Origin of the sequence: Sphingobacterium sp. InxBP1 (genome assembly GCF_026191775.1) — a bacterium.
In the GTDB taxonomy this organism is placed as follows: domain Bacteria; phylum Bacteroidota; class Bacteroidia; order Sphingobacteriales; family Sphingobacteriaceae; genus Sphingobacterium; species Sphingobacterium thalpophilum.
In genome coordinates this window covers 158002-178533 of record NZ_JAINDX010000044.1, presented here as the reverse complement: position 1 = coordinate 178533, position 20532 = coordinate 158002, and the positions used below count along the sequence as shown (strand labels likewise).

Genomic DNA, 20532 nt, shown 5'->3' with positions numbered 1-20532 from the left:
ACTTGAACAATACAGCGCAATGGTGCAGTCCTTGTAAAATCGTAGCCGACACGCTGCTTTATCGTTTATTGAATTTTCTCAAAGTAGTAAAGATAAGACTTTAAGCCAAATGGACGTTCACTAATTGTATAAAATCCGTTACCCTGATTATCGAAAGCTATCGCCTCGCCTTGCGGCTCTACGACATAAGGAATCTGTATAGGAGCCTCCCGTAACGCTGCCGACCATGGGATTTTCGGATTTCTTTTCCAATAAAAAATATGGGTAATATTTTTAATCAGCATTTCTCTGCCCTTAGGGTCAATCGCTGCTGCTGTCGCGAAAGTAAACGGAAGTTCCACAATTTTATCGAGGGTATAATAGTGCAGCCGGGGATTTTTGAAGACCGGAGCGCTATATACAGTGGAGCGAAACTCACGTTTTGATACCACATACAGCATATTGTCTGTGGGGTCAACCATGATAGCTTCCGCATCCAGACGTTTTCGCCCCGGAAACTTAACATGCACGGTTCTTATGCTGGATCTGGGGATCAGGGCTGAGTCCTTTAAAGAGGGTTCCGGAAATATATATAAGGTAATCCATGTTCTTTTCTGCAGATTATTTCCAATATCGGCCAGTACTAAATGAGATTTGCCACCAATAGTCACCCGGTCAATATCCTCACAGTCGACCACTTCCGTTTCTGCTAGGGTAAATGTTTTGACCAATTTGGCCTGAGCATCCAGCAGATAAACATTTGGGCCATCGCCACTGTCATTGTGTACCCAAAACATGCCTTTCGTGTGAGCTGGGATAATCCCCGACACTTCCCTGAGCTCTGGGGCGGTCAATTCACCCTGCAGCATTTGCGATTTAAAATATTCCTTGTTATTTTGAGCAAATAAATGCAAGTTCGATAGATAAAGTACAAGCAGAAAGCTTACTATCATGTGTGCAATATTCATGTTTAAAGATACGTTTTTATTAATATTTAATTCCTCATATGAAGAAGTTGCGTTCGTTTTACCTTCCTTTACTACTGTTTTTTCTGTCGTCGGACAAGCTGTTGGCGCTGAGTAACTCGTTTAGAATAAAAGTCGGAACAGCGTACGCGGTCACACCAGCTTACCGGGGGAAATGTTATAACAGCAACAACTGGGAAAATTTTGATATTGAGAGCCGGCGCTTTGATCATAGGCCTAAATCCGACTATTTCATTCGAGTGCAGGACACTGTCATCTGGCAAGTCGGCGACACCTATGTTAACGGACAGGTGCTTGGCAGGCTGAAGTGTCTGCAAGTAAAATCAGCGAAAAAAGAACGCTGGGATTATATCACCGCACCTATCTTGGGTTTCGATTATGAGGAGGGCTATACATATACAATTAAAGTGAAGCAAACGAAAGCAAAAAATGCAGACAGTACACAGTATGAATTGCTCGACATCATATCCAAAAAACGCGTCACCGCACTCCCTAGTGTTGCTTCTTTTTTAGCACGATTTAAATGGAATCTACTGCAGTTAAACGGCAAAGATGTCTCATCAAGCAGAGCAAGCATCGGATTTGACGCAAAAAACGGCACCGTTGCGGGCAGCACAGGCTGTAATAAATTTTGGGGAGATTTTACCATTATGGGCGATAGGATTAGCTTTTCGCATCTTGCCAGCACAATGCGGGCATGCAGCGGCGCTAGCATTGAAAACGACTTTTTTGCGGTTGTCGAACAAAGACAGATCCAATTCGACATTGCCGAACAAACCTTAAACTTATACCTGGACGGAAAACTGGTGATGATATTTGGTCTGGAGCGCGGATAAAAAAACACCCGAAGTTTGGGGAACTCCGGGTATCTTAGCCATATTATTAACCTATTTTATGAAAAGTATTTATGCCATTTTGGAAATGACATACACAAATATGTGAAATAAATCGGAAAGAATCGAAACCTTCACCTGATTTTAACATAATTTTAACATTTGAAAATCATGAGACAAATCGGCACATAAATGATAAATTTTTAGCGGTTGCACATTCGTCTTTTTGATTATCTTAATCATTTTAAATCAAAGCAATGATCAGAACAATTTTCACAGCAACCACATTATTTATAGCGACTGCGCTCTCGGCGCAGAAAAATCCGGTTATTACAGGTAACTACGCCGATCCGGAAGGTATCATATACAACGATACGTATTGGATCTTCCCAACCTATTCTGCTCCCTATGAACAGCAGCTATTTTTCGATGCATTTTCATCTCCCGACCTGGCCACCTGGACCAAACATCCACGTGTGCTGGACAACAGTCGCGTCACTTGGGCAAAAAAAGCGATGTGGGCCCCTGCCGTACTGGAAAATAAAGGAAAATACTATCTGTTCTTCAGTGCCAACGATGTACATGAGGGAGAAATCGGAGGCATCGGCGTAGCCGTATCCGATAAACCGGAAGGCCCCTACACCGACCTGTTGGGCAAACCGCTCATCAACAGCATCATCAATGGGGCTCAACCGATAGACCAGTTTGTATTCAAAGATAAAGATGGTTCATTTTATATGTATTACGGCGGCTGGAAACATTGCAACGTAGTCAAACTCAAACCAGATTTTACGGGTCTTCTTCCTTTCGATGATGGCAGCTACTACAAGGAGGTGACCCCCAAGGATTATGTCGAAGGCCCATTTATGTTTATGAAGAACGGCAAATACTATTTTATGTGGTCCGAAGGTGGCTGGACAGGCCCGGATTACAAAGTGGCGTACGCAATTGCCGACTCTCCTTTTGGGCCATTTGAGCGTATCGGGACTATTCTCGAACGGGATCCTGCCGTTGCCGTGGGTGCGGGACATCATTCAGTCATAAAAGTACCAAACAAGGACAAATATTTCATTGTCTATCATCGCAGACCATTGGGCAAAGACGGCGCCAACGAGCGGGTCACCTGTATAGAAGAAATGAAATTTGACGCACAGGGACATATCATTCCCATCAAAATGACATTCGAAGGCGTCAAGTACCCGTTAAAATAACTTTTATAGATGCAAATAGCACATTCAATTCATACATAAAATAATAAAGGCCCGGCAAACTACCGGGCCTTTATTATTATTGCTGACCAAAGGGATTAAATACGGCCGATTACATCGTTTAATGTGGCAGAAGGGCGCATAGCTTTAGCTGCTAAATCATCATTAGGGAAATAGTACCCCCCGATATTCTGCGCATGACCTTGTGCGCCGATCAGCTCTTCATTGATCTTCGCCTCGTTGTCGGTCAATTCTTTGGCCACAGTGGCGAATCTGTCCGCCAAATCCGCATCTTTTGTCTGTGCAGCCAGAGCTTGTGTCCAATATAACGTCAGGTAGAAATGAGATCCACGATTGTCGATCTGACCTACACGACGTGCAGGTGATTTGTCGTTAGCCAGGAATTTCTCCGTAGCTTCATCCAACGTTTCTGCCAGCACCAACGCTTTGGGATTGTTTTGCGTTTGGGATAAATGCTCCAAAGAGGCTCCCAGTGCCAAGAACTCGCCCAATGAATCCCAGCGTAAATAGCCCTCCTGTACAAACTGTTCAACGTGCTTCGGTGCCGAACCACCTGCACCGGTTTCGAACAGACCACCGCCGTTCATCAAAGGAACAATAGACAGCATCTTCGCAGAAGTGCCTACTTCCAGAATTGGGAATAAATCTGTTAGATAATCACGTAAGACGTTACCCGTCACGGAGATGGTATCTTCACCCCTACGGATGCGTTCCAATGAGAATTTGGTTGCTTCCACCGGCGACAAGATCCGGATATCCAAGCCCGTTGTATCGAAATCTGGCAGGTATTTTTCAACTTTCTTGATAATCTCTCTATCGTGCGCACGGTTTTTATCCAACCAGAATACCGCTGGAGTATTTGACAGACGTGCGCGGTTTACCGCAAGTTTTACCCAGTCCTGGATAGGTGCATCCTTGGTCTGACACATCCGGAAAATATCTCCTTCTTCCACTTTCTGCTCCATCAGTACATTGCCTTCGGCATCCACGACACGGATTACGCCATCGCCGGCTGCTTGGAAAGTTTTATCATGAGAACCATACTCCTCGGCTTTCTGTGCCATAAGACCCACATTTGGAACCGAACCCATGGTCTTCGGATCCAAAGCACCATGTGCCTTGCAGTCTTCAATGGTCGCCTCATATACCCCTGCATAACAGCGGTCCGGAACCATCGCAATAGTATCCGCTTCCTGGCCATCTTTATTCCACATTTTGCCACCGATACGGATCATCGCTGGCATAGAAGCATCGATAATGACGTCCGAAGGAACATGCAGGTTGGTAATGCCCTTATCCGAATTGACCATTGCCAGATCAGGACCTGCCTGGATAGCAGCGTCGATAGCCGCTTTTACTTCCGATTCCTGTGCATGACCTGCAATTTTGGTGTACACTTCGCCCAGACCGTTATTTTTATTGATCCCGAGTTCCTTAAATAAATCACCGTACTTTGCAAACACATCCGCAAAATAGGTCTCCACCACTGCACCGAAGATGATCGGGTCAGACACCTTCATCATTGTAGCTTTAAGGTGAGCGGACAATAATACACCAGCTGCCTTAGCTTCTGCAATGGTATCGGCCACAAAACCTTTAAGTGCTTTCAGACTTAGTGTTGAGGAGTCGATGACTTCACCTGCTTTTAGTGGCGAAAGGCCTTTTAATTCGGTCACCGAGCCCTGCGCATCAACAAACTCAATTTTGAACTGACCTGCCTGCTCAACTGTCAAAGATTGCTCGGAGCCATAGAAATCACCAGAAGCCATGGAGGCCACTTTTGTTTTTGAATCTTTTGACCACGCGCCCATCTTGTGTGGGTTTGCTTTTGCATAATTCTTTACCGCTTTAGGTGCACGGCGGTCTGAATTACCTTCACGTAAAACAGGATTTACTGCTGACCCTAGTACTTTTGCATATTTTGCTTTAACTGACTTTTCTTCTTCTGTACCGGCTTCATCCGGATAATTCGGAACCGCATAACCGGCTTTTTGCAACTCGGCAATAGCACCTTTCAACTGGGGAATCGAAGCGGAGATATTAGGTAATTTAATAATGTTTGCCTCAGGAGTTGTCGCCAACTGTCCCAACTCTGCCAATGCATCAGCAACTTTTTGATCTTCTTTTAAAAACTCTGGAAAGTTAGCAAGGATACGGCCCGCTAAAGAGATATCTCTTAATTCAACATCGATATCAGCCGTGGCTGTAATCGCCTTAACGATAGGCAAAAACGAATAAGTCGCCAGTAATGGAGCTTCATCAGTTTTTGTCCAAACAATTTTTGCTTTGTTTGACATAGTAATCTATTAGAAATATGTTTAATTTTATATGCAACCGAAATCATTGAAAATTTTAAAATTCTCAAAATTTCGCCTAAAGATAAGAATAAATGCAATAAACCTCCATAAATCCTAGCGTTTTTGACAATAAAATTGTCATTGCCGTCTTGACATTTCAGTGACGGGACTATGCGCACTAAACGCTATTTTAGTCACTTAAAACGAGAACAACACATGAAATCTTTCAAACTGAACAATGGAATTGACATTCCGGCAATTGGATTTGGAACCTGGCAGATTCCGGAGGGCGACGAAGCCTACCGAGCCGTCAAAGAAGCGCTGTCGGCGGGATATACCCATATCGATACGGCTGCCGTTTATGGTAATGAAAACAGCGTAGGTAAGGCGATCAAAGACAGCGGAATTGACCGCAGCCATCTGTTCATAACGACCAAGCTCTGGAACACAGAACGTGGATACGATAAAGCTCTTGCCGCTTTCGATAAGTCACTGGCCACTTTAGGGCTCGACTATCTGGACCTTTATCTGATCCATTGGCCCGCCAACGAAACACAATTTGAGGACTGGGCAGCCATAAATGCAGACACCTGGAAGGCGCTGGAGCATCTCTATAAGCAAGGCAAAGTCAAAGCAATCGGAGTCAGCAATTTCCCGAAGCCCTATCTTGAAAAGCTGCTGGAAACAGCAGAAGTCATTCCGGCAGTCAACCAGATTGAATTCCATCCCGGCCACCTTCAGGAAGAGACGGTTGAACTTTGCAAAGCTCACGATATTCTCGTCCAGGCTTGGTCACCACTCGGTTCAGGAAGGATCCTGCAGGACGAGACTTTAAGAGCTTTGGCAACAAGTAAGCATACCAGCGTGGGACAAATCTGTATTCAATTTGCGTTGGCGCAAGGCATTCTCCCTCTGCCCAAATCGACAAATCCCGAAAACATCAAACGAAACCTGGACATGGACAGCTTCGAGCTCAGTGCTGAAGATCTGGATACGATTAGCAAACTTCCTGCAATGGGCTTTTCGGGTTCGGATCCAAAGAAAGTGACTTTTTAAAGAACAAACCTGAACCCCGGCCAGTTTCGGGGTTCAGATTCTGCTTGTAACACCATGATGAATAGCATACAGATCGTCGATCAGTCCGAGCTCCCGTTGGCAGACGAAGAGTATTATTACCATCCGCTCACAACAGCATGCATCCTTCTAAGGAGCGGGCACGCGATGGTAAACTGCAATGGCAGTACGGTGCACCTGCACGCAGGTAATATATTCTTTATCGGTTATGGCAAATACTACAGCTTTCTGAAAATCAGTGATGATGCAAGCTTTAAAATACTCAACTATGATAAAAATTTTTCCAGCCGAATTCGATTGTCCGTCAGCAAGTACGACGCGTACCGTTTGATCAACATCAACAACGCCGTTCCTTTCTCCCCCGCGGCTGGTGACTTTGAAACGATATGGACATTAACAAGCACCTTGCACGTAAACTGCAAACGCTTAGTTGAACAGCAAAAAGATTTCTTCGCGAGGGCAAATACCAATATCTTTATGGCGATCATTTATTTATTGGCTGCCGTCATTTACGATACCGGAGAAAGCTCCGGAACTGTGCGCAATAAAAGAAAAGAGGAAATTACGGTTCAGTTTTTACAGCTCGTAGCCGATCATTACAAGGTCCGCAGAGACCTGGCTTTCTATGCAACGGCCCTCAATATATCGATTAAATACCTTTCAGTCAGTGTCAAGGAAATAACCAACGATTCACCTTCAGGTATTCTGAGTAACTGGCTGATTACGGAAGCACGTGCCCAACTGATCGTGTCCAATAAAACTATCAATCAGCTGGCTCAGGAATTTCATTTCTCTGACCAGTACGCATTCAGCAAGTTTTTTAAAAAACATGTGGGCGTCACGCCGAGTCTTTTTCGGGAGCGGCAGTCTACGACTGTTACCAATTGAACATCATAAAGCATAAATCAAACATTTCCTAAGCGCATTTCGAGCCCTACCTTTGTAGGACATATATAAGAATTAGGAATTCATCATGCAAATTATATCAAGCATACGAAACACAGGTTTATACCTGATCGTCTGTCTCATCTCACTGTTCAATAATACCACTTATGGACAGGACAGCATACCTGTACAGAAGATGAATATACAAACCCTATTTGACCTTGCTGTGCATAACCATCCCAGCCTCGCTGTATCCGAAGCCAGCGTAGCGATAGCCAGACAGAATACAGCGATTGCAAAACAGAAAAAATTGCCCGAAGTCACGGCCTCAGCCAGCGCATTTTATTTGGGTGATGCCGCGCTGATCGACAAAAACTTGTCTGGTTCGGAACGGGTTCCGCTACCCCATTTTGGCAACAGCTATGCGCTGGAAGCAAAAGAACTGATCTGGAAAGGCGGGCTGATCAAAAATTCCATCAAAGTCTCAGGCTTAGGCGAAGAACTCGCTGCTCTGAATCATAAAAACGAACAACAAAATGTCAAAATATTAGTGCTGGGCTATTATCTCGATTTATTTAAACTCTATAATCAGAAACAGGTCTACTGGCAAAACATTGAACTGGCCCGCAAGCGACTTGATCTCACCGAAAAACTCTACAAACAAGGGATGATCACCAAAAACGACATCATTCGGAATCAACTGCAAATTTCGGAACTGGAGCTAGCCAGCGAGACCATTCAGAACAACATCAAAGTACTCAGCGACGAGCTGGACGTAGCATTAGGCATGCCCGTCGGCACCCTGATAGTACCCGACACCACGATCCTGCATCAAAATTTCCGGGCCCAGGATCTGACAGCACTGCAGCAAGATGCCTATGCATCAAATCCAACTCTCCAGCTTGCCGCAAAAGAAACCGAACTGCTCCAAACAGAAAAAGACATCACCAAGTCCGAAAAAGCTCCTGCCATCAGCTTGTTCGCCGGAAACGAACTGGTGAAACCCATCACCAACGTCATGCCCGTAATAGATAAATACATGAACACCTGGAATGCAGGAATCTCACTCAATTATAACATTGCGTCCTTATACACGACAAACAAGAAACTGAAATTAAATGACCTGGAAATTGAGAAAAACGAAAAATATAAAAATGCCCTGAAACAAAAGACTACCATAGCTGTTAATAGTGCATACATTAAGTACAATGAGGCATGCTCACAGCGCAAGACTTTGGCCTATAACAAAGCGCTTGCCGATGAGAATTACCGCATTATTGAGAAAAAGTATTTGAACCAGCTAGCCTTAATAGTTGACATTATGGACGCATCAAATTCGAAGCTCGAGGCAGAACTAAAATATACAAATGCTGAAATCAATATTGTGTATGCATATTATAAACTTCTGAAAGAAACCGGAAAGATTTAATCCGTTCCTGTTGCCTAATTTTAATCAGTTTTATATATGTAAAGCCTCATTGAGTAATTAATGGGGCTTTTTTACACATATTTTAACACAGATTATGGCAAATTCATTTTTCAAAACGGTCAGGTCATCCATTAAACACTGGTATATACCGCTAATCGTCGGCATACTTTTCATCGTTCTGGGTTTTTACACCATAACGACACCGGTGGTTTCTTTTCTTACTCTCGCCTATCTATTTTCTTGGTCATTTATGATTTCCGGAATCTTAGAGATCATTTTTGCAGTCCAAAATAGAGATGAGGTGGATGCCTGGGGATGGTATCTTACCGGAGGTATACTTTATACACTTGTCGGCCTGCTGCTTTTTCTGAATCCTTTACTGTCCGCAGGGACAATGGCGTTTATGGTAGGTTTCTATGCGCTGTTTAAGTCCATCCAGCTACTGTCCTTTTCATTTGACCTTAAACATTATGGCAGTAGATCCTGGGGTTGGATTACATTGTTTGCCGTATTGGCTATTATTTTCAGTTTTGTATTGCTCTGGAATCCTGTATTCGCGGGATTCTCTCTGGTGATTTGGACAGGAATGGCGATCAGCACAGCTGGTTTTGCCGCCTGCGTTTTCGCTTTCCAGCTGAGGAACCTGAAAGACATTCACGGAAATCTGCCGCCAGAGTGGCGAGAACGGTATCAACGGCTGAGAGAAGAATTTGAACAGCACCGCCGATAAGAAAAGAGAAAAGGTATTAAGCAATTATTCGGTGATCTCGGTGACACGGAAAGGAACTTTACTGAGCGGAAAATCCTGCTTATCGGTTTTTACACGACTTATATTCATGATTACGTCGAGTCCCTGATAGATTTCACCAAAAACGGTAAAGTCATGATCGAGCCTTGGCTGCCCTCCGCGTTCGAGGTACTCTTTTCGTTGCGCCGAAGTGTATTTCATTCCTTTTTTGATTTCCAGGCTGTCCAGCTCTGCTTCAGTGATCTTCTTGCCCACCACAAAGTAGATCTGGTTCAAAAAAGACGCCTTGTCCGGATTGTTGTCACGGCCTGCCCCCAACGCTCCTAATTTGTGGAATGCCCGCGGGTCGAATTCGGCCGACAACCGAGGTTTCAGCTGCTGCGGATCCGCAGCTTCCCTTTTCTCAATGTCGATATCATGCTCGCCGCCCTGAACCACAAAATTGTTGATAATGCGATTGAACAAAGCCTCCTGATAAACACTATCTCTGATTGACCGGAGTATCAGATCGCGGTGTTTAGGGGTAAAATCATATAGCAGCACCTTAAAATTTCCAAAATCAGTACTGAACAAGAGGCGCTTTGTCTGACAATAACTGTAAGTTGTCCATATCATCAAAAGCCCAGCTATAAATAAGATCTTTTTCATGCGCATAAATCTGTGTTTTCAAAAAGTTGTTATAAAAATACATTAATTTCCGATAGTCACAATGCTGCCGCAACAATGACGGTCCGTCCCTAAGACCAACCTCCACCCACGCAAGGGATAAAATGCACAGTTTGTATCGATTAAATTGCATATAAAAATCAATTTGTCTAAGTTTGGATAACACAAAATGACATTTTATGCAGTATATTCCTCAACCTGAACGCTACCAGAAGATGATTTACAAGCGCTGTGGTCAGTCTGGGCTGCAGCTGCCCGCCATTTCTTTGGGACTCTGGCACAACTTTGGCGATGACAAGCCCCATCAGACCAAAGTTGACATCTGCACCACAGCTTTTGATCTGGGGATCACCCATTTTGATCTGGCTAACAATTACGGCCCGCCTCCCGGAAGTGCTGAAAAAGCTTTCGGACAAATATTGAAACAACAGTTTGCGGGCCTGCGCGACGAACTCATCATATCCACCAAGGCAGGCTACCATATGTGGGATGGCCCCTATGGAGAATGGGGCAGCAGAAAATACCTAATCTCTAGCTGTGACCAGTCTCTGAAACGTCTGGGGCTGGATTATGTGGATATTTTTTATTCACATCGTTTCGATCCCAATACCCCTCTGGAAGAAACGATGATGGCACTTGACCAGCTAGTGCGAAGCGGCAAAGCTTTGTATGTTGGTATTTCCTCCTATAATTCGCAACGTACCCGAGAAGCCTATGCGATTCTAAAATCACTAGGCACACCCTTTATCATTCATCAGCCGAGTTATTCCATGCTCAATCGCTGGGTTGAATCCGACGGGCTTTTGGACAATCTGGATGAGCTCGGCCTCGGTTCAATCGTTTTCTCTCCATTAGCGCAAGGAATGCTCACAGACAAGTATCTAAAAGACATTCCTCACGACAGTCGCGCCTCCCAGTCCAAATCACTACAGACGAGATTTTTAAACGAGGAGAACCGAAAGAATATACAGGCGCTGCATGCTATTGCAGAGCGCCGTGGGCAGTCTTTGGCTCAAATGGCCATTGCATGGGTATTGCGAAAGCAACAAGTTACCTCGGCCCTGATCGGTGCCTCCAGACCACAGCAGGTCATTGACTGTGTGGGGTCGCTCAAAAATCTTTCTTTTACCGAAGCAGAGCTGCGGGAGATAGATCTCTATGCCAAAGATGGTCACATCAATATATGGGCACAGTCCGCGGAATTAAGCAAGGATTGATAAACGAGCATTCTCGGCTGTTCAGACTATTCTCCGTATGTCGATTAGAAAACGAGGCGCAAGACATAAAAGTATGCAGAAGGAACAGGGCTATCCAAACCGGATAGCCCTAACTCATCTTTTTTAATATTTTTTCGAATGTATTGACATTTCTGCTGGTAAACTTATCTTTTAGATTTCTCTTTCCCAGTACTTTTCCAAAAGTTGAATCCAGCGTATTTCCTTTAGGCACCCGCCAGTAAAATGTATTATTGACAATCGTGCCCCTCTCACCATCGGCTTTACTGGCGCGGTCAAACTCCTCCATAAGCGTCTCCTCCACTCCCGGAGCACCTATAAAAGCATAAATATGGTATCCGGAATGCTTTTCGAAAGGAATTTGATCCCAAAACGCTGCAGTTTCCTCTTGTGATCTGACAAATAGATAAGCTTCATAAGAGAAATGGAGGCTCATCGCCTTCTCCAGCATGCTTTTCAGTTCATCCGCCTGCTGATCAGCTGAAAAAACGATATTACCGGACGCCAGTACGGCGCTGACATCTTCCACGCCCGCATTTCTGAATACCTGACATACATCCACCATCTTCATATTTGTTCCTTTGACGTTCACTCCACGAAGAAAAGCACAATATTTCATATTATTCATCGGTTAGTTCTTCCATTGGGTTCCAAAAGATCCTCTTGAAATCCTTGATTCTCGATCCCTTCACAGTAATGCCTTCGGCTTCAAGCTTTGATTGAAATTCAGGTACCGACAGCAACCCGCCGCTGGACACCACCCGATGTGCAGGCACATCCTTGGGACATCCGCCCATGGCTTTACCGACATGCCGGGAATGGTTGGGATAACCCAGTGCTTTAGCAATCGCGCCGTAAGTTGAGACACGCCCTTTGGGTATAAGGCGGGTCACTTCGTATACTTGTTTTTTAAAATCCTCCTCCATTGTTATATGTTCGGTATGATGTCGAATATCGCCTGACGTTGGCGCGTTAAATAGCTGTATCCGGCCGGTTACGGCTGTCGTTGCAGCAATTGTATTAAAGATAAGAAAAATCAGCTTATACGATGCGAAATCAGAGGGTGAAAGTGTCTACTTTGGGTTATGGAGCCACTAAAATAGGTGGTGGCAGGATTTATAGCAATAATTTCTCAGGGATCATTGTTGCATTAAAAAAGGCCCTCTTTTACTATGAGGGCCTTTCCGTACGCCAATCAGGATTCGAACCTGAGACCGTCGGTTTAGAAAACCGATGCTCTATCCAGCTGAGCTATTGGCGCGTCGCTTTCGGTAATGCAAAAGTAGACATTTGCACAAGAATTCCAAAATATCATTTACTTTTTTTTGTGGTTTTTCAATAAGTGATTGCGTTTCAATACGATTATTTTATTGACCTAGGTCAAACAAATTCCGCAAAACTGCTGTTAACTTTGTGTTGTTAAACAAATAGAAAAACACAAAATTATGGCACAAGGAAAATGGGAATTAGACGCTGCGCACAGCGAAATAGAATTCAAAGTAAAACACATGATGATCACCAATGTCAAAGGTAACTTCGACAATTTTAAAATAGATGTAGATACCGAAGGCGAAGGTTTTGAAAACGCTTTGGCCAAGGTGACCATCGATACCGCATCGATCAATACACGTAACGAACAACGCGATGCACACCTTAAAAGCGCTGATTTCTTTGATGTAGAGAAATATCCCGCAATTACTTTTGACGCAACCAGCTTGGAAAACGATCAGATCAAAGGAGATCTGACAATTCGAGATGTAACGCGGCCTGTGGTATTTGATCTTGAGTTTGCCGGTATTCAGAAAGACCCTTGGGGCAATACAAAAGCAGGATTTATTGTGGAAGGAAAAATTAAACGTTCAGACTTTGGCCTCAACTGGAATGCGGCTTTAGAGACTGGCGGTGTAATGGTTAGCGACGAAGTAAAATTTAGTGCTGATATTCAGTTTATAAAAGCAAAATAAGCGAGATATATAAAATAAAATTTGGCAGAAGCACAAAAAGTCGTACTTTTGTCGCGGAGAGTTGGCAGAGTGGTCGAATGCGGCGGTCTTGAAAACCGTTAACTGTCACAGGTTCGGGGGTTCGAATCCCTCACTCTCCGCCAGCAAAAACAAAGCCCGACATAGTCGGGTTTTATCGTTTATAAACTTTTGCAGACATCCTATCAATTTTATAAGTCTCCAATTACTTCAACATTAAATTTTGCTGTCCTCCAGGCGAATTTAAAGTGGGGTTTATGCAAATTGTAATTCGCTACAAAATTAAATCGCGAGATTTTTAAATTCGGTTTCATCCCTATTTTTGAAAATAGGGATGAAACAAATTGGCCGGTCAAAGCTGGCAGCCGCGTAAACCAGCATCAAATATAGCTATTGACGATGGCCTCCAACTCTTCCAGATCAAATGGTTTGGGCAGGAAGGCATCCGCGCCGGCGCGTTCGGCCAGCATTTCGATGTCATTATTAGCCGAAACATAAATAACCGGGATCTGCTTGAACCGCTCATCCCCTTTGAGGAGACGCGTAGCTTCCACCCCGCCAATATTCGGTATCCAGTTGTCCATTAAGATCAGATCCGGTGCATACGATTCTACCTTGTCAATAATATCATGAGAGGTCTCTGACACTTTGACCTCGAGCCCCAGATCAGTCAGCACAACAGTGATGACCTCCAAAATGATCTTATCATCTTCAAATATCAGTACAGTTTTTCTTTTATTCATACGCACTATTTTATCATGCCATGGCAGGTTGCCTGCTACGCTTTAAGCTATTCTTGCCGGAAGCAAACATCCTACAATGGCGAAATTTTTTTCCAGATCTTTTGATCACCGACAGCAGTGAAATGATGTTGAATACTGGAAAAACGAATTGTTTCTTTACTGCCCAAAGCGAGGTATCCAAGGTTTTCGAGGCTCGCATCAAACAGCCTAAAGACACGGTCTTGGAGTTCCTTATTAAAATAGATCAGCACATTTCGGCACATGATCAGCTGAAAGCTATTAAAAGACGTATCCGATACGAGATTGTGGGTCGATAAGATCATCTTACGCCTGAGATCTGCATCAAACTTTGCCCATTCATAGTTTGCAGTATAATAATTCGAAAAATCCTGTTTCCCTCCAGATTCTATATAATTTTCGGAGAACGATTTAATCTGACTCAGCGGATATACACCCTTTTGAGCAATTTCAAGTACCCGCGGGTTAATATCCGTCGCATAGATCAACGCTTTATGATGAAGGTTGGCTTCTTTCAGCAGGATCGCCAGCGAGTAGGCTTCCTCACCGCTGGAGCAGCCCGCTATCCATATCCGGATCAGCGGATAAGTACCCAGCTGCGGCAATATTTCTTCACGCAGCTGACGGAAGAACAAGGGGTCCCGGAACATTTCGGTCAGGTTTACAGTAATTTCCTCGACAAAATGCTGCAGAAACTCCGGATCATCCTTCAGTGCAAAACGCAGTTCCGCAAAGCTAGCCAGCCGATCGTTGCTCATGATACGGTTGATCCGGCGTTTGATCGAAGCTCGGCTGTACTGCATAAAATCATAACCATAACGCTGGTAGATATCTTCCAGTAAAATATCTATCTCCTCGTCCTTAATAATGCTCTGACCTAACATTTATATAAAGCGTTCGATTTCCACCAACAGTTTGTCTACGTCAATCGGTTTGGAGACATAGGCCTGTGCTCCCGCAGCCAGACATTTCTCCCGGTCGCCGGCCATCGCTTGAGCGGTCACTGCGATAATGGGGAGATCGGGCCGATACGCTGATTGACGGATCAGACGAATAGCTTCGTAACCATCAATCTCGGGCATCATCATATCCATCAACACCAATGCAATATCGTTTTCCTGCTCCAATAACTTGACTGCTTCCCCTGCCGCCAGACAACTGGCAACAGGATAGCCTTTGGCTTTTAAGGTCAGCCCCAAGGCAAAAATATTCCGGTTGTCATCGTCCACGATGAGTATTTTATTTTGATTCATCAATTTCTTAGCTTAATTTTCATATAACCATACACGCAGCAGAGACAGCAGCTGATCGATATCCACAGGCTTGGATATGTAATCCGATGCGCCCGCCTGAATACATTTCTCACGATCTCCGATCATGGACTTAGCTGTGACAGCAATAATAGGAAGGGCCGAGAACTTCGGTATCTGCCGAATATTTCTGATCGTCTCATAACCATCCATTTCAGGCATCATCATATCCATCAGCACAATATCTATGGACTCGTCCTCTTTCAGCAATTCAAGCGCTTCCTTACCATCCATAGCCGGAATGACCTGCACCTGAAACTTCTCCAGCGCCTTTGTCATTGAAAATATATTACGTACATCATCATCAGCTACCAGCACCTTTTTATCCCGTAGCACATCCGTCAGCGCCCCCAGCCCGTTGCTTCTTCTCCTGACCTCATCGCTATTATTCACCTCTATCAGGTGTAAGAAGAGGCCCACCTCGTCCAGAATACGCTGATACGAATGCGCTGTTTTCACAACGACAGAGTCGGCGTATTTCTTGATTTTGAGTTCCTCCGATTTCGACAGATTCTTTCCGGTAAATATAATGATCGGTAAATTTTCGAGACCTTCATGCTGCTTGATAGCCTCCAGTGTATTGTATCCCATTTCATCTGGAACGCCCATGTCCAAAATCACGCAATCCACCTCCGCTGTACCCAATGCTTTGATGCTATCCTCTACATTATCTTTTACTTCAAGTGCAATATTAAAACTACTTAAGAAATAAGCCAATGCATTGGCATGCTTAGGATTTTCCTCGACAATAAGCACCTTTTTTGGCGACTTGCTCAGTGCCGATTCAATCTTTTGGAATACCGAAGTCATCTGCTCCAGAGCGACTGGCTTGTTGATAAAATCGATAGCTCCCTTCAGCAGGCTTTCTTTTTTGACTTCCAGCGATGACATGATATGCACTGGAATATGGCGGGTACTGTTATCGCCCTTGAGCTGGTCCATTACAGCCCATCCGTCCATCACCGGCAACTGTATATCCAGTAGCACAGCCTGCGGATGATATTTCTTGGCCGCAGGTAAGGCATGGTCACCACGCACGACGACGACTGCCTTATAGTGCTGGCTATGGGTATATTGCAATAGAGCTTTTGCAAAGTTAACGTCGTCTTCGACGATCAATATCACTTTGTCTCCCTCCACAATGTGGTCCCGGTCATCAGGCAGTTCTTCCGGAATACGGATCGTTGCCGGATTGTAAGCATCATCGGTAACCAGCTCTTTGACCTCTTCGATTTCGGATTGAATTTCCTCGACCAATTGCTGTTCCTTTGTCCGCATGTCGCCGGTTTCCACTTCCTGTTTTGGAATAATGAACAGGAATGTGCTTCCTTTTCCTTCCTCGCTCTCCAGCTTGATCTCACCACCAAGCAGGCGTGCGATTTCCCGGCTGATGGATAAGCCGAGGCCGGTGCCTCCAAATTTCCTACGTGTAGAACCGTCCGCCTGCTGGAAAGCTTCAAAAATAATCTTTTGTTTGTCCAATGGTATACCTATACCAGAATCCACCACCGCAAACACGAGTTTTTCACGCGATTCATCCTCATACACATCGAGTCTGACCTCACCCTTAGCCGTAAACTTGATTGCGTTAGAGATCAGGTTGCGTAATACCTGATCAATACGCAGGCGGTCACCTCTGAACGCTGGATTCAATCCAGAACGGATACGGATCGTAAAGGAAAGTCCTTTTTCGTTGACAATCGGCAAAAAAAGATTGTTTAAATCCGCCGCGATATCGTTGAGATTGAGTGGCGTATATTCCAGCGTCATCTTGCCGGATTCAATCTTTGACAGATCCAATATTTCATCGATCAATGTCAATAAACTGGTACCGGAACTCTGAATAACTTTTGCCGATTCAATCTGATCCACACTGAGGTTCTGCTCGTTGTTTTCAGAAAGCAGACGGGACAAGAGCAGGATTGAATTTAGTGGAGTACGCAGCTCATGCGACATATTGGCCAAAAACTCCGACTTATATTTGGTACTCAATGCCAGTTCTTCGGCTTTTTGCTGAATTTCAAGATTGCGTTCGGCAATCAGCAGGTTTTTATCCTCCAGTAGTTTCGAACGCTCTTCCAGCTCTTGGTTGGACTGCAGCAGTTCTTCATGTTGTACTCGCAGTTCTTCCTCCGAGGCCTGTAATCTAAGGGTCTGAGCTTCCAGTTCCGTATTCAGATTTTCCAGCTCCGCATGCTGCGAAAGAAGTTCTTCGGACTGTACCTGGGTCTCTTCCAGGAGCGTCTGTATGCGGGCTCTGCTCTTTGCCGACACCAAGGCTATGGCGAGCTGACGGGCACATTCCTCCAAAAATTTAACTTCAATCGGGGTGAAAGCGTCACTCTGTCCGATTTCCAGAACCCCCAGTACCTGATCCTCGTATACCATCGGTACAAAGATCAAATGGGAAACAGTGATTTTGCCACTTGCAAAACTAACCACGTAATCTCCAGAACTTATATCATTAATCAGCTTTGTTTCCTTGTCTGCGAACACCTGTCCCACATACCCCTCACCGGGGGCAAAGAACTCCCGCGCTCCATGGTCCAGACCATAGGCAGCGGAACGCTCCAGACGCTCCTCATTAAAGAGGTAAATCGCACCGGTCAGGCCGTCCACATAGCTAACGAGTCCCCTAATGGAGTCTGCAGCGATGGCTTTCTCCGTTTTATTGCCCACCAGTCCGGTATATAAATTCGCATATCCGGTATGGAGCCAGTCGTTGTCCTTGAGTTGGTCAAAGGACTTTTTGAGTGCTTTGGACATGCGGTTGACCGCTTTGGCAATGGCGCCCAGATCATCCTCTTCAATATCTTCGGCCCGCACGTCATAATCCCCCGAGGCGATCCGGCTGGTGATTGCCTGCACCATGTTGAGTCTGCGTCGGATGCCCTCGTCCTTTTCCCGGAGTGTCTGTTCGAGTTCGGCGCGTTTAATGAAATCAGCCCGCAGACGTATGTAAAAATACCCTGTGATGATGACCGACAGTATTGCGCTGATAATAATGAATAAGGTTGTTATCAAAGAAGAATTGTCGAGATTAGTGGACTTTTGGTCGATATTATCGTCTTCATACCGGATGATTTCTTTCAGGATATCCCTGCACCTGTCCATCGCCAACTTACTTTCTTCCAGCTGGTCCAATGTTACCACCCCACCTTTTCTTTTCGTATCCACCGATTCCTTTAGTACATCAAGACGCAGCTGGGCTGCATTATACAGGCTGTCAACACGATCCTTCTGCGCAGGATCATCAGCCGTCAGCTCCTTTATTTCCCGAAGTTCGTTGGGGAGGCTTTTGAGGGCCATATTGAATGGCTCCAGGTAATTTTCTCTGCCCGTCAGGAGGTAACCTCTGTTACCAGTTTCGGCGCCCTGTAGCGAGTTCAGAATAATATTGGACAAGCTAATGATCTTCCGTGTGACCGAAAGCTCCTGCCGGTGCTTGTTCTGCTCCTGGATCCCTAGATAAGAAACGGTCGAACTGATCAATAGCACAGCAAGGGAGAGGCCGATTCCGACGGTTAAATTACGTAGTGTTTTATTTGGCATCTATAGGTAAGTTTAGCGGTAATGTAAAATAGAATGTTGCACCCTGCCCAGCCGAGCTTTCGACACCGATTGTGCCCTGATGACTGCGTATGATTTCCGAACAGATATAAAGCCCTATTCCGAGCCCCTGAAAATCGAAAGAAGTTTCCTCCACACGGTAAAACTTATTGAAGACCTCTTTTTGTTTATCTGCCGGTATGCCTATACCAAAATCAACGACACTGATCTTGACAAAGTCGCCGTATATTGAACAGTCAACGATTACCTTTTCTGTTCCCGCGGCATATTTATACGCATTCGTCAAAAAATTGACCAGTACCTGCTCCAGCCGTATTTCGTCGCCGTACACCATTAGCCCCTTGATATCCCCGCTCCTACAGAGTTTCATAGTACTTTGGTCATGCGTCTGAACAATTGAATCCACAGCATTCTGTACCATCCGTTCCAATGAAAACAGCTTTTTGTTTATTCCCAGCTTCCCGTTGTCGATTTTGGACAGGTCCAGAAGATCGGTGACCAAGCTGTTGAGCTTCTCTACCTGATCCTGCACACGGGAGACATATTTGGCTTCAGCACAGTCCTTCTCGAGCTTTAACTTACGGTCCAGCAATTGCATATACGCCTTGATGCTCGTTAACGGTGTCTTGAGTTCGTGGCTTGCAATACTTAAAAACTCATCTTTTTCTTTTTCGGCTTTTTTCTGCCCGTCAATATCCGTGAATGTACCCACCCAGTTATTTTTTTCACCGTTTTCCAGTATGGGCCATACACGCAGCAGCTGATATGAATAGCCGGTTTCGTCCCGCTTTTTGAGGCGCACTTCGGTTTCCAGTGGCCGTCCTGATTTGAGACTTTCCCGAAGGTCATCCATGATTGGTCTGTCGTCTGGATGCGTCTGCGGGAATGTCGATTCATGTTCCGAAAACTGAAACCAGCGTCCGTTGACAAATCCAATATTTCCACGGTTGTCACAGGTAAACGCGATCTGTGGCAGCGATTCCAGCAGCGTATGCAGATAATCCACCTTTGAACGCAATTCTTTTTGTGCCTGCTTCCGCCGCTCAACCTCCATTTCCAGAGTCTGTTGTATATCCTTGAGAGCCTGTGTCTGTTCGTGCAGCCGATAAAATGTCTTTACCTTCAGCATCAGGATATCAGGGTCTACCGGTTTGGTGACATAATCCAGTCCACCCGAGTCATACCCACGGGTGATAAAACGCTTGTCGGTATTGACAGCGGAAAGAAAAATAATGGGCGTCTCCTTCGTCTTACTGAACCCCGCAATATTTTCAGCCACTTCAAAACCGTCCATGTCCGGCATCTGGACATCCAGTATAATCAGCGCATAGTTGTATTTTAAAATCTTCTTCAAGGCCTCCTCGCCCGACTGTGCGGTATCAACCTTAAAATTTTTGGATTCCAATAACTTTTGTAACGAATAAATATTATCTGGGTTGTCATCGACTATTAATATCATAGAGAGCTAAAACTTAGAATCAAAAGTAAACAAATGTAAAAAAATTAACTGAATCCACCTTCGTCTTGTCCACGGTAAAATAACGTTCA

18 protein-coding genes and 2 tRNA genes are annotated in these 20532 nt (G+C 44.8%); 9 read left to right on the top strand and 11 right to left on the bottom strand.

What is annotated here, in order from left to right:
• Positions 1-65 precede the first annotated feature (65 nt).
• The gene (locus K7A41_RS11340) at positions 66-947 is read right to left on the bottom strand and encodes a hypothetical protein (RefSeq protein WP_265713781.1); all 882 of its coding nucleotides are present in this window, start codon (positions 945-947) and stop codon (positions 66-68) included.
• Positions 948-985: 38 nt separating this feature from the next.
• Between K7A41_RS11340 and K7A41_RS11335 the strand changes: the two genes are divergently transcribed.
• Together K7A41_RS11335 and K7A41_RS11330 are read left to right on the top strand one after the other, a co-directional pair.
• Positions 986-1801: an META domain-containing protein gene (locus K7A41_RS11335; protein ID WP_265713780.1), complete on the top strand. Its 816-nt coding sequence runs from the start codon at positions 986-988 to the stop codon at positions 1799-1801.
• Between the two features lie 254 nt (positions 1802-2055).
• On the top strand, positions 2056-3009 hold the full coding sequence (locus K7A41_RS11330) for a glycoside hydrolase family 43 protein (RefSeq protein WP_028070214.1): 954 nt from the start codon (positions 2056-2058) through the stop codon (positions 3007-3009).
• Positions 3010-3104: 95 nt separating this feature from the next.
• On the opposite strand, the gene K7A41_RS11325 is transcribed toward K7A41_RS11330, so the two are convergent.
• Entirely contained in the window at positions 3105-5324 is a 2220-nt protein-coding gene (locus K7A41_RS11325; RefSeq protein WP_028070213.1) for an NADP-dependent isocitrate dehydrogenase, read from the bottom strand.
• 216 nt (positions 5325-5540) lie between these two features.
• Between K7A41_RS11325 and K7A41_RS11320 the strand changes: the two genes are divergently transcribed.
• The 4 genes from K7A41_RS11320 (at position 5541) to K7A41_RS11305 (ending at position 9442) form a co-directional block, all read left to right on the top strand.
• Positions 5541-6380, top strand: a complete 840-nt coding sequence (locus K7A41_RS11320) for an aldo/keto reductase (protein WP_265713778.1) — start codon at positions 5541-5543, stop codon at positions 6378-6380.
• 54 nt (positions 6381-6434) lie between these two features.
• Positions 6435-7286, top strand: coding sequence for a helix-turn-helix domain-containing protein (locus K7A41_RS11315; protein ID WP_265713777.1), 852 nt, complete (start codon positions 6435-6437; stop codon positions 7284-7286).
• A gap of 85 nt (positions 7287-7371) precedes the next feature.
• Positions 7372-8712 (top strand): TolC family protein, encoded by a 1341-nt coding sequence (locus tag K7A41_RS11310; RefSeq protein WP_265713776.1) that lies wholly within the window; start codon positions 7372-7374, stop codon positions 8710-8712.
• 94 nt (positions 8713-8806) lie between these two features.
• Complete coding sequence (locus tag K7A41_RS11305; protein ID WP_028070209.1) at positions 8807-9442, top strand: HdeD family acid-resistance protein; 636 nt, start codon at positions 8807-8809, stop codon at positions 9440-9442.
• Between the two features lie 24 nt (positions 9443-9466).
• On the opposite strand, the gene K7A41_RS11300 is transcribed toward K7A41_RS11305, so the two are convergent.
• Entirely contained in the window at positions 9467-10108 is a 642-nt protein-coding gene (locus K7A41_RS11300) for a peptidylprolyl isomerase (RefSeq protein WP_265713775.1), read from the bottom strand.
• A gap of 197 nt (positions 10109-10305) precedes the next feature.
• On the opposite strand from K7A41_RS11300, the gene mgrA reads away from it, so the two are divergent.
• The gene (mgrA, locus tag K7A41_RS11295; protein WP_028070207.1) at positions 10306-11343 is read left to right on the top strand and encodes an L-glyceraldehyde 3-phosphate reductase; all 1038 of its coding nucleotides are present in this window, start codon (positions 10306-10308) and stop codon (positions 11341-11343) included.
• 109 nt (positions 11344-11452) lie between these two features.
• Here the strand turns inward: mgrA and K7A41_RS11290 are convergent, their stop codons facing one another.
• The 3 genes from K7A41_RS11290 to K7A41_RS11280 form a co-directional block, all read right to left on the bottom strand.
• The gene (locus tag K7A41_RS11290) at positions 11453-11989 is read right to left on the bottom strand and encodes a DUF1697 domain-containing protein (protein WP_265713772.1); all 537 of its coding nucleotides are present in this window, start codon (positions 11987-11989) and stop codon (positions 11453-11455) included.
• Positions 11982-12287, bottom strand: a complete 306-nt coding sequence (locus tag K7A41_RS11285) for an MGMT family protein (protein ID WP_265713771.1) — start codon at positions 12285-12287, stop codon at positions 11982-11984. Before K7A41_RS11285 ends, K7A41_RS11290 begins: the two co-directional genes overlap by 8 nt.
• A gap of 261 nt (positions 12288-12548) precedes the next feature.
• A tRNA-Arg gene (locus K7A41_RS11280) sits at positions 12549-12622 on the bottom strand.
• Positions 12623-12806: 184 nt separating this feature from the next.
• Here K7A41_RS11280 and K7A41_RS11275 point away from each other — a divergent pair.
• Together K7A41_RS11275 and K7A41_RS11270 are read left to right on the top strand one after the other, a co-directional pair.
• On the top strand, positions 12807-13325 hold the full coding sequence (locus K7A41_RS11275) for a YceI family protein (protein WP_028070204.1): 519 nt from the start codon (positions 12807-12809) through the stop codon (positions 13323-13325).
• 55 nt (positions 13326-13380) lie between these two features.
• Positions 13381-13468, top strand: a tRNA-Ser gene (locus K7A41_RS11270).
• A 255-nt stretch (positions 13469-13723) separates the two neighbouring features.
• Here the strand turns inward: K7A41_RS11270 and K7A41_RS11265 are convergent.
• The 5 genes from K7A41_RS11265 to K7A41_RS11245 form a co-directional block, all read right to left on the bottom strand.
• The gene (locus K7A41_RS11265) at positions 13724-14086 is read right to left on the bottom strand and encodes a response regulator (protein WP_265713770.1); all 363 of its coding nucleotides are present in this window, start codon (positions 14084-14086) and stop codon (positions 13724-13726) included.
• A 71-nt stretch (positions 14087-14157) separates the two neighbouring features.
• Positions 14158-14988, bottom strand: coding sequence for a CheR family methyltransferase (locus K7A41_RS11260; protein ID WP_265713769.1), 831 nt, complete (start codon positions 14986-14988; stop codon positions 14158-14160).
• Positions 14989-15357 (bottom strand): response regulator, encoded by a 369-nt coding sequence (locus K7A41_RS11255; protein WP_028070201.1) that lies wholly within the window; start codon positions 15355-15357, stop codon positions 14989-14991. It lies immediately after the preceding gene.
• Positions 15358-15369: 12 nt separating this feature from the next.
• Complete coding sequence (locus K7A41_RS11250; RefSeq protein ID WP_265713768.1) at positions 15370-18966, bottom strand: response regulator; 3597 nt, start codon at positions 18964-18966, stop codon at positions 15370-15372.
• Positions 18956-20443 (bottom strand): ATP-binding protein, encoded by a 1488-nt coding sequence (locus K7A41_RS11245; RefSeq protein ID WP_028070199.1) that lies wholly within the window; start codon positions 20441-20443, stop codon positions 18956-18958. The genes K7A41_RS11250 and K7A41_RS11245 overlap by 11 nt, the downstream gene beginning before the upstream one ends.
• Positions 20444-20532 lie beyond the last annotated feature (89 nt).

Excerpts from the sequence above, each read along its gene's own strand:
- K7A41_RS11340 (WP_265713781.1), bottom strand. The coding sequence starts at position 947 with ATGAATATTGCACACATGATAGTAAGCTTTCTGCTTGTACTTTATCTA.
- K7A41_RS11335 (WP_265713780.1), top strand. The coding sequence starts at position 986 with ATGAAGAAGTTGCGTTCGTTTTACCTTCCTTTACTACTGTTTTTTCTG.
- K7A41_RS11330 (WP_028070214.1), top strand. The coding sequence starts at position 2,056 with ATGATCAGAACAATTTTCACAGCAACCACATTATTTATAGCGACTGCG.
- K7A41_RS11325 (WP_028070213.1), bottom strand. The coding sequence starts at position 5,324 with ATGTCAAACAAAGCAAAAATTGTTTGGACAAAAACTGATGAAGCTCCA.
- K7A41_RS11320 (WP_265713778.1), top strand. The coding sequence starts at position 5,541 with ATGAAATCTTTCAAACTGAACAATGGAATTGACATTCCGGCAATTGGA.
- K7A41_RS11315 (WP_265713777.1), top strand. The coding sequence starts at position 6,435 with ATGATGAATAGCATACAGATCGTCGATCAGTCCGAGCTCCCGTTGGCA.
- K7A41_RS11310 (WP_265713776.1), top strand. The coding sequence starts at position 7,372 with ATGCAAATTATATCAAGCATACGAAACACAGGTTTATACCTGATCGTC.
- K7A41_RS11305 (WP_028070209.1), top strand. The coding sequence starts at position 8,807 with ATGGCAAATTCATTTTTCAAAACGGTCAGGTCATCCATTAAACACTGG.
- K7A41_RS11300 (WP_265713775.1), bottom strand. The coding sequence starts at position 10,108 with ATGAAAAAGATCTTATTTATAGCTGGGCTTTTGATGATATGGACAACT.
- mgrA (WP_028070207.1), top strand. The coding sequence starts at position 10,306 with ATGCAGTATATTCCTCAACCTGAACGCTACCAGAAGATGATTTACAAG.
- K7A41_RS11290 (WP_265713772.1), bottom strand. The coding sequence starts at position 11,989 with ATGAATAATATGAAATATTGTGCTTTTCTTCGTGGAGTGAACGTCAAA.
- K7A41_RS11285 (WP_265713771.1), bottom strand. The coding sequence starts at position 12,287 with ATGGAGGAGGATTTTAAAAAACAAGTATACGAAGTGACCCGCCTTATA.
- K7A41_RS11275 (WP_028070204.1), top strand. The coding sequence starts at position 12,807 with ATGGCACAAGGAAAATGGGAATTAGACGCTGCGCACAGCGAAATAGAA.
- K7A41_RS11265 (WP_265713770.1), bottom strand. The coding sequence starts at position 14,086 with ATGAATAAAAGAAAAACTGTACTGATATTTGAAGATGATAAGATCATT.
- K7A41_RS11260 (WP_265713769.1), bottom strand. The coding sequence starts at position 14,988 with ATGTTAGGTCAGAGCATTATTAAGGACGAGGAGATAGATATTTTACTG.
- K7A41_RS11255 (WP_028070201.1), bottom strand. The coding sequence starts at position 15,357 with ATGAATCAAAATAAAATACTCATCGTGGACGATGACAACCGGAATATT.
- K7A41_RS11250 (WP_265713768.1), bottom strand. The coding sequence starts at position 18,966 with ATGCCAAATAAAACACTACGTAATTTAACCGTCGGAATCGGCCTCTCC.
- K7A41_RS11245 (WP_028070199.1), bottom strand. The coding sequence starts at position 20,443 with ATGATATTAATAGTCGATGACAACCCAGATAATATTTATTCGTTACAA.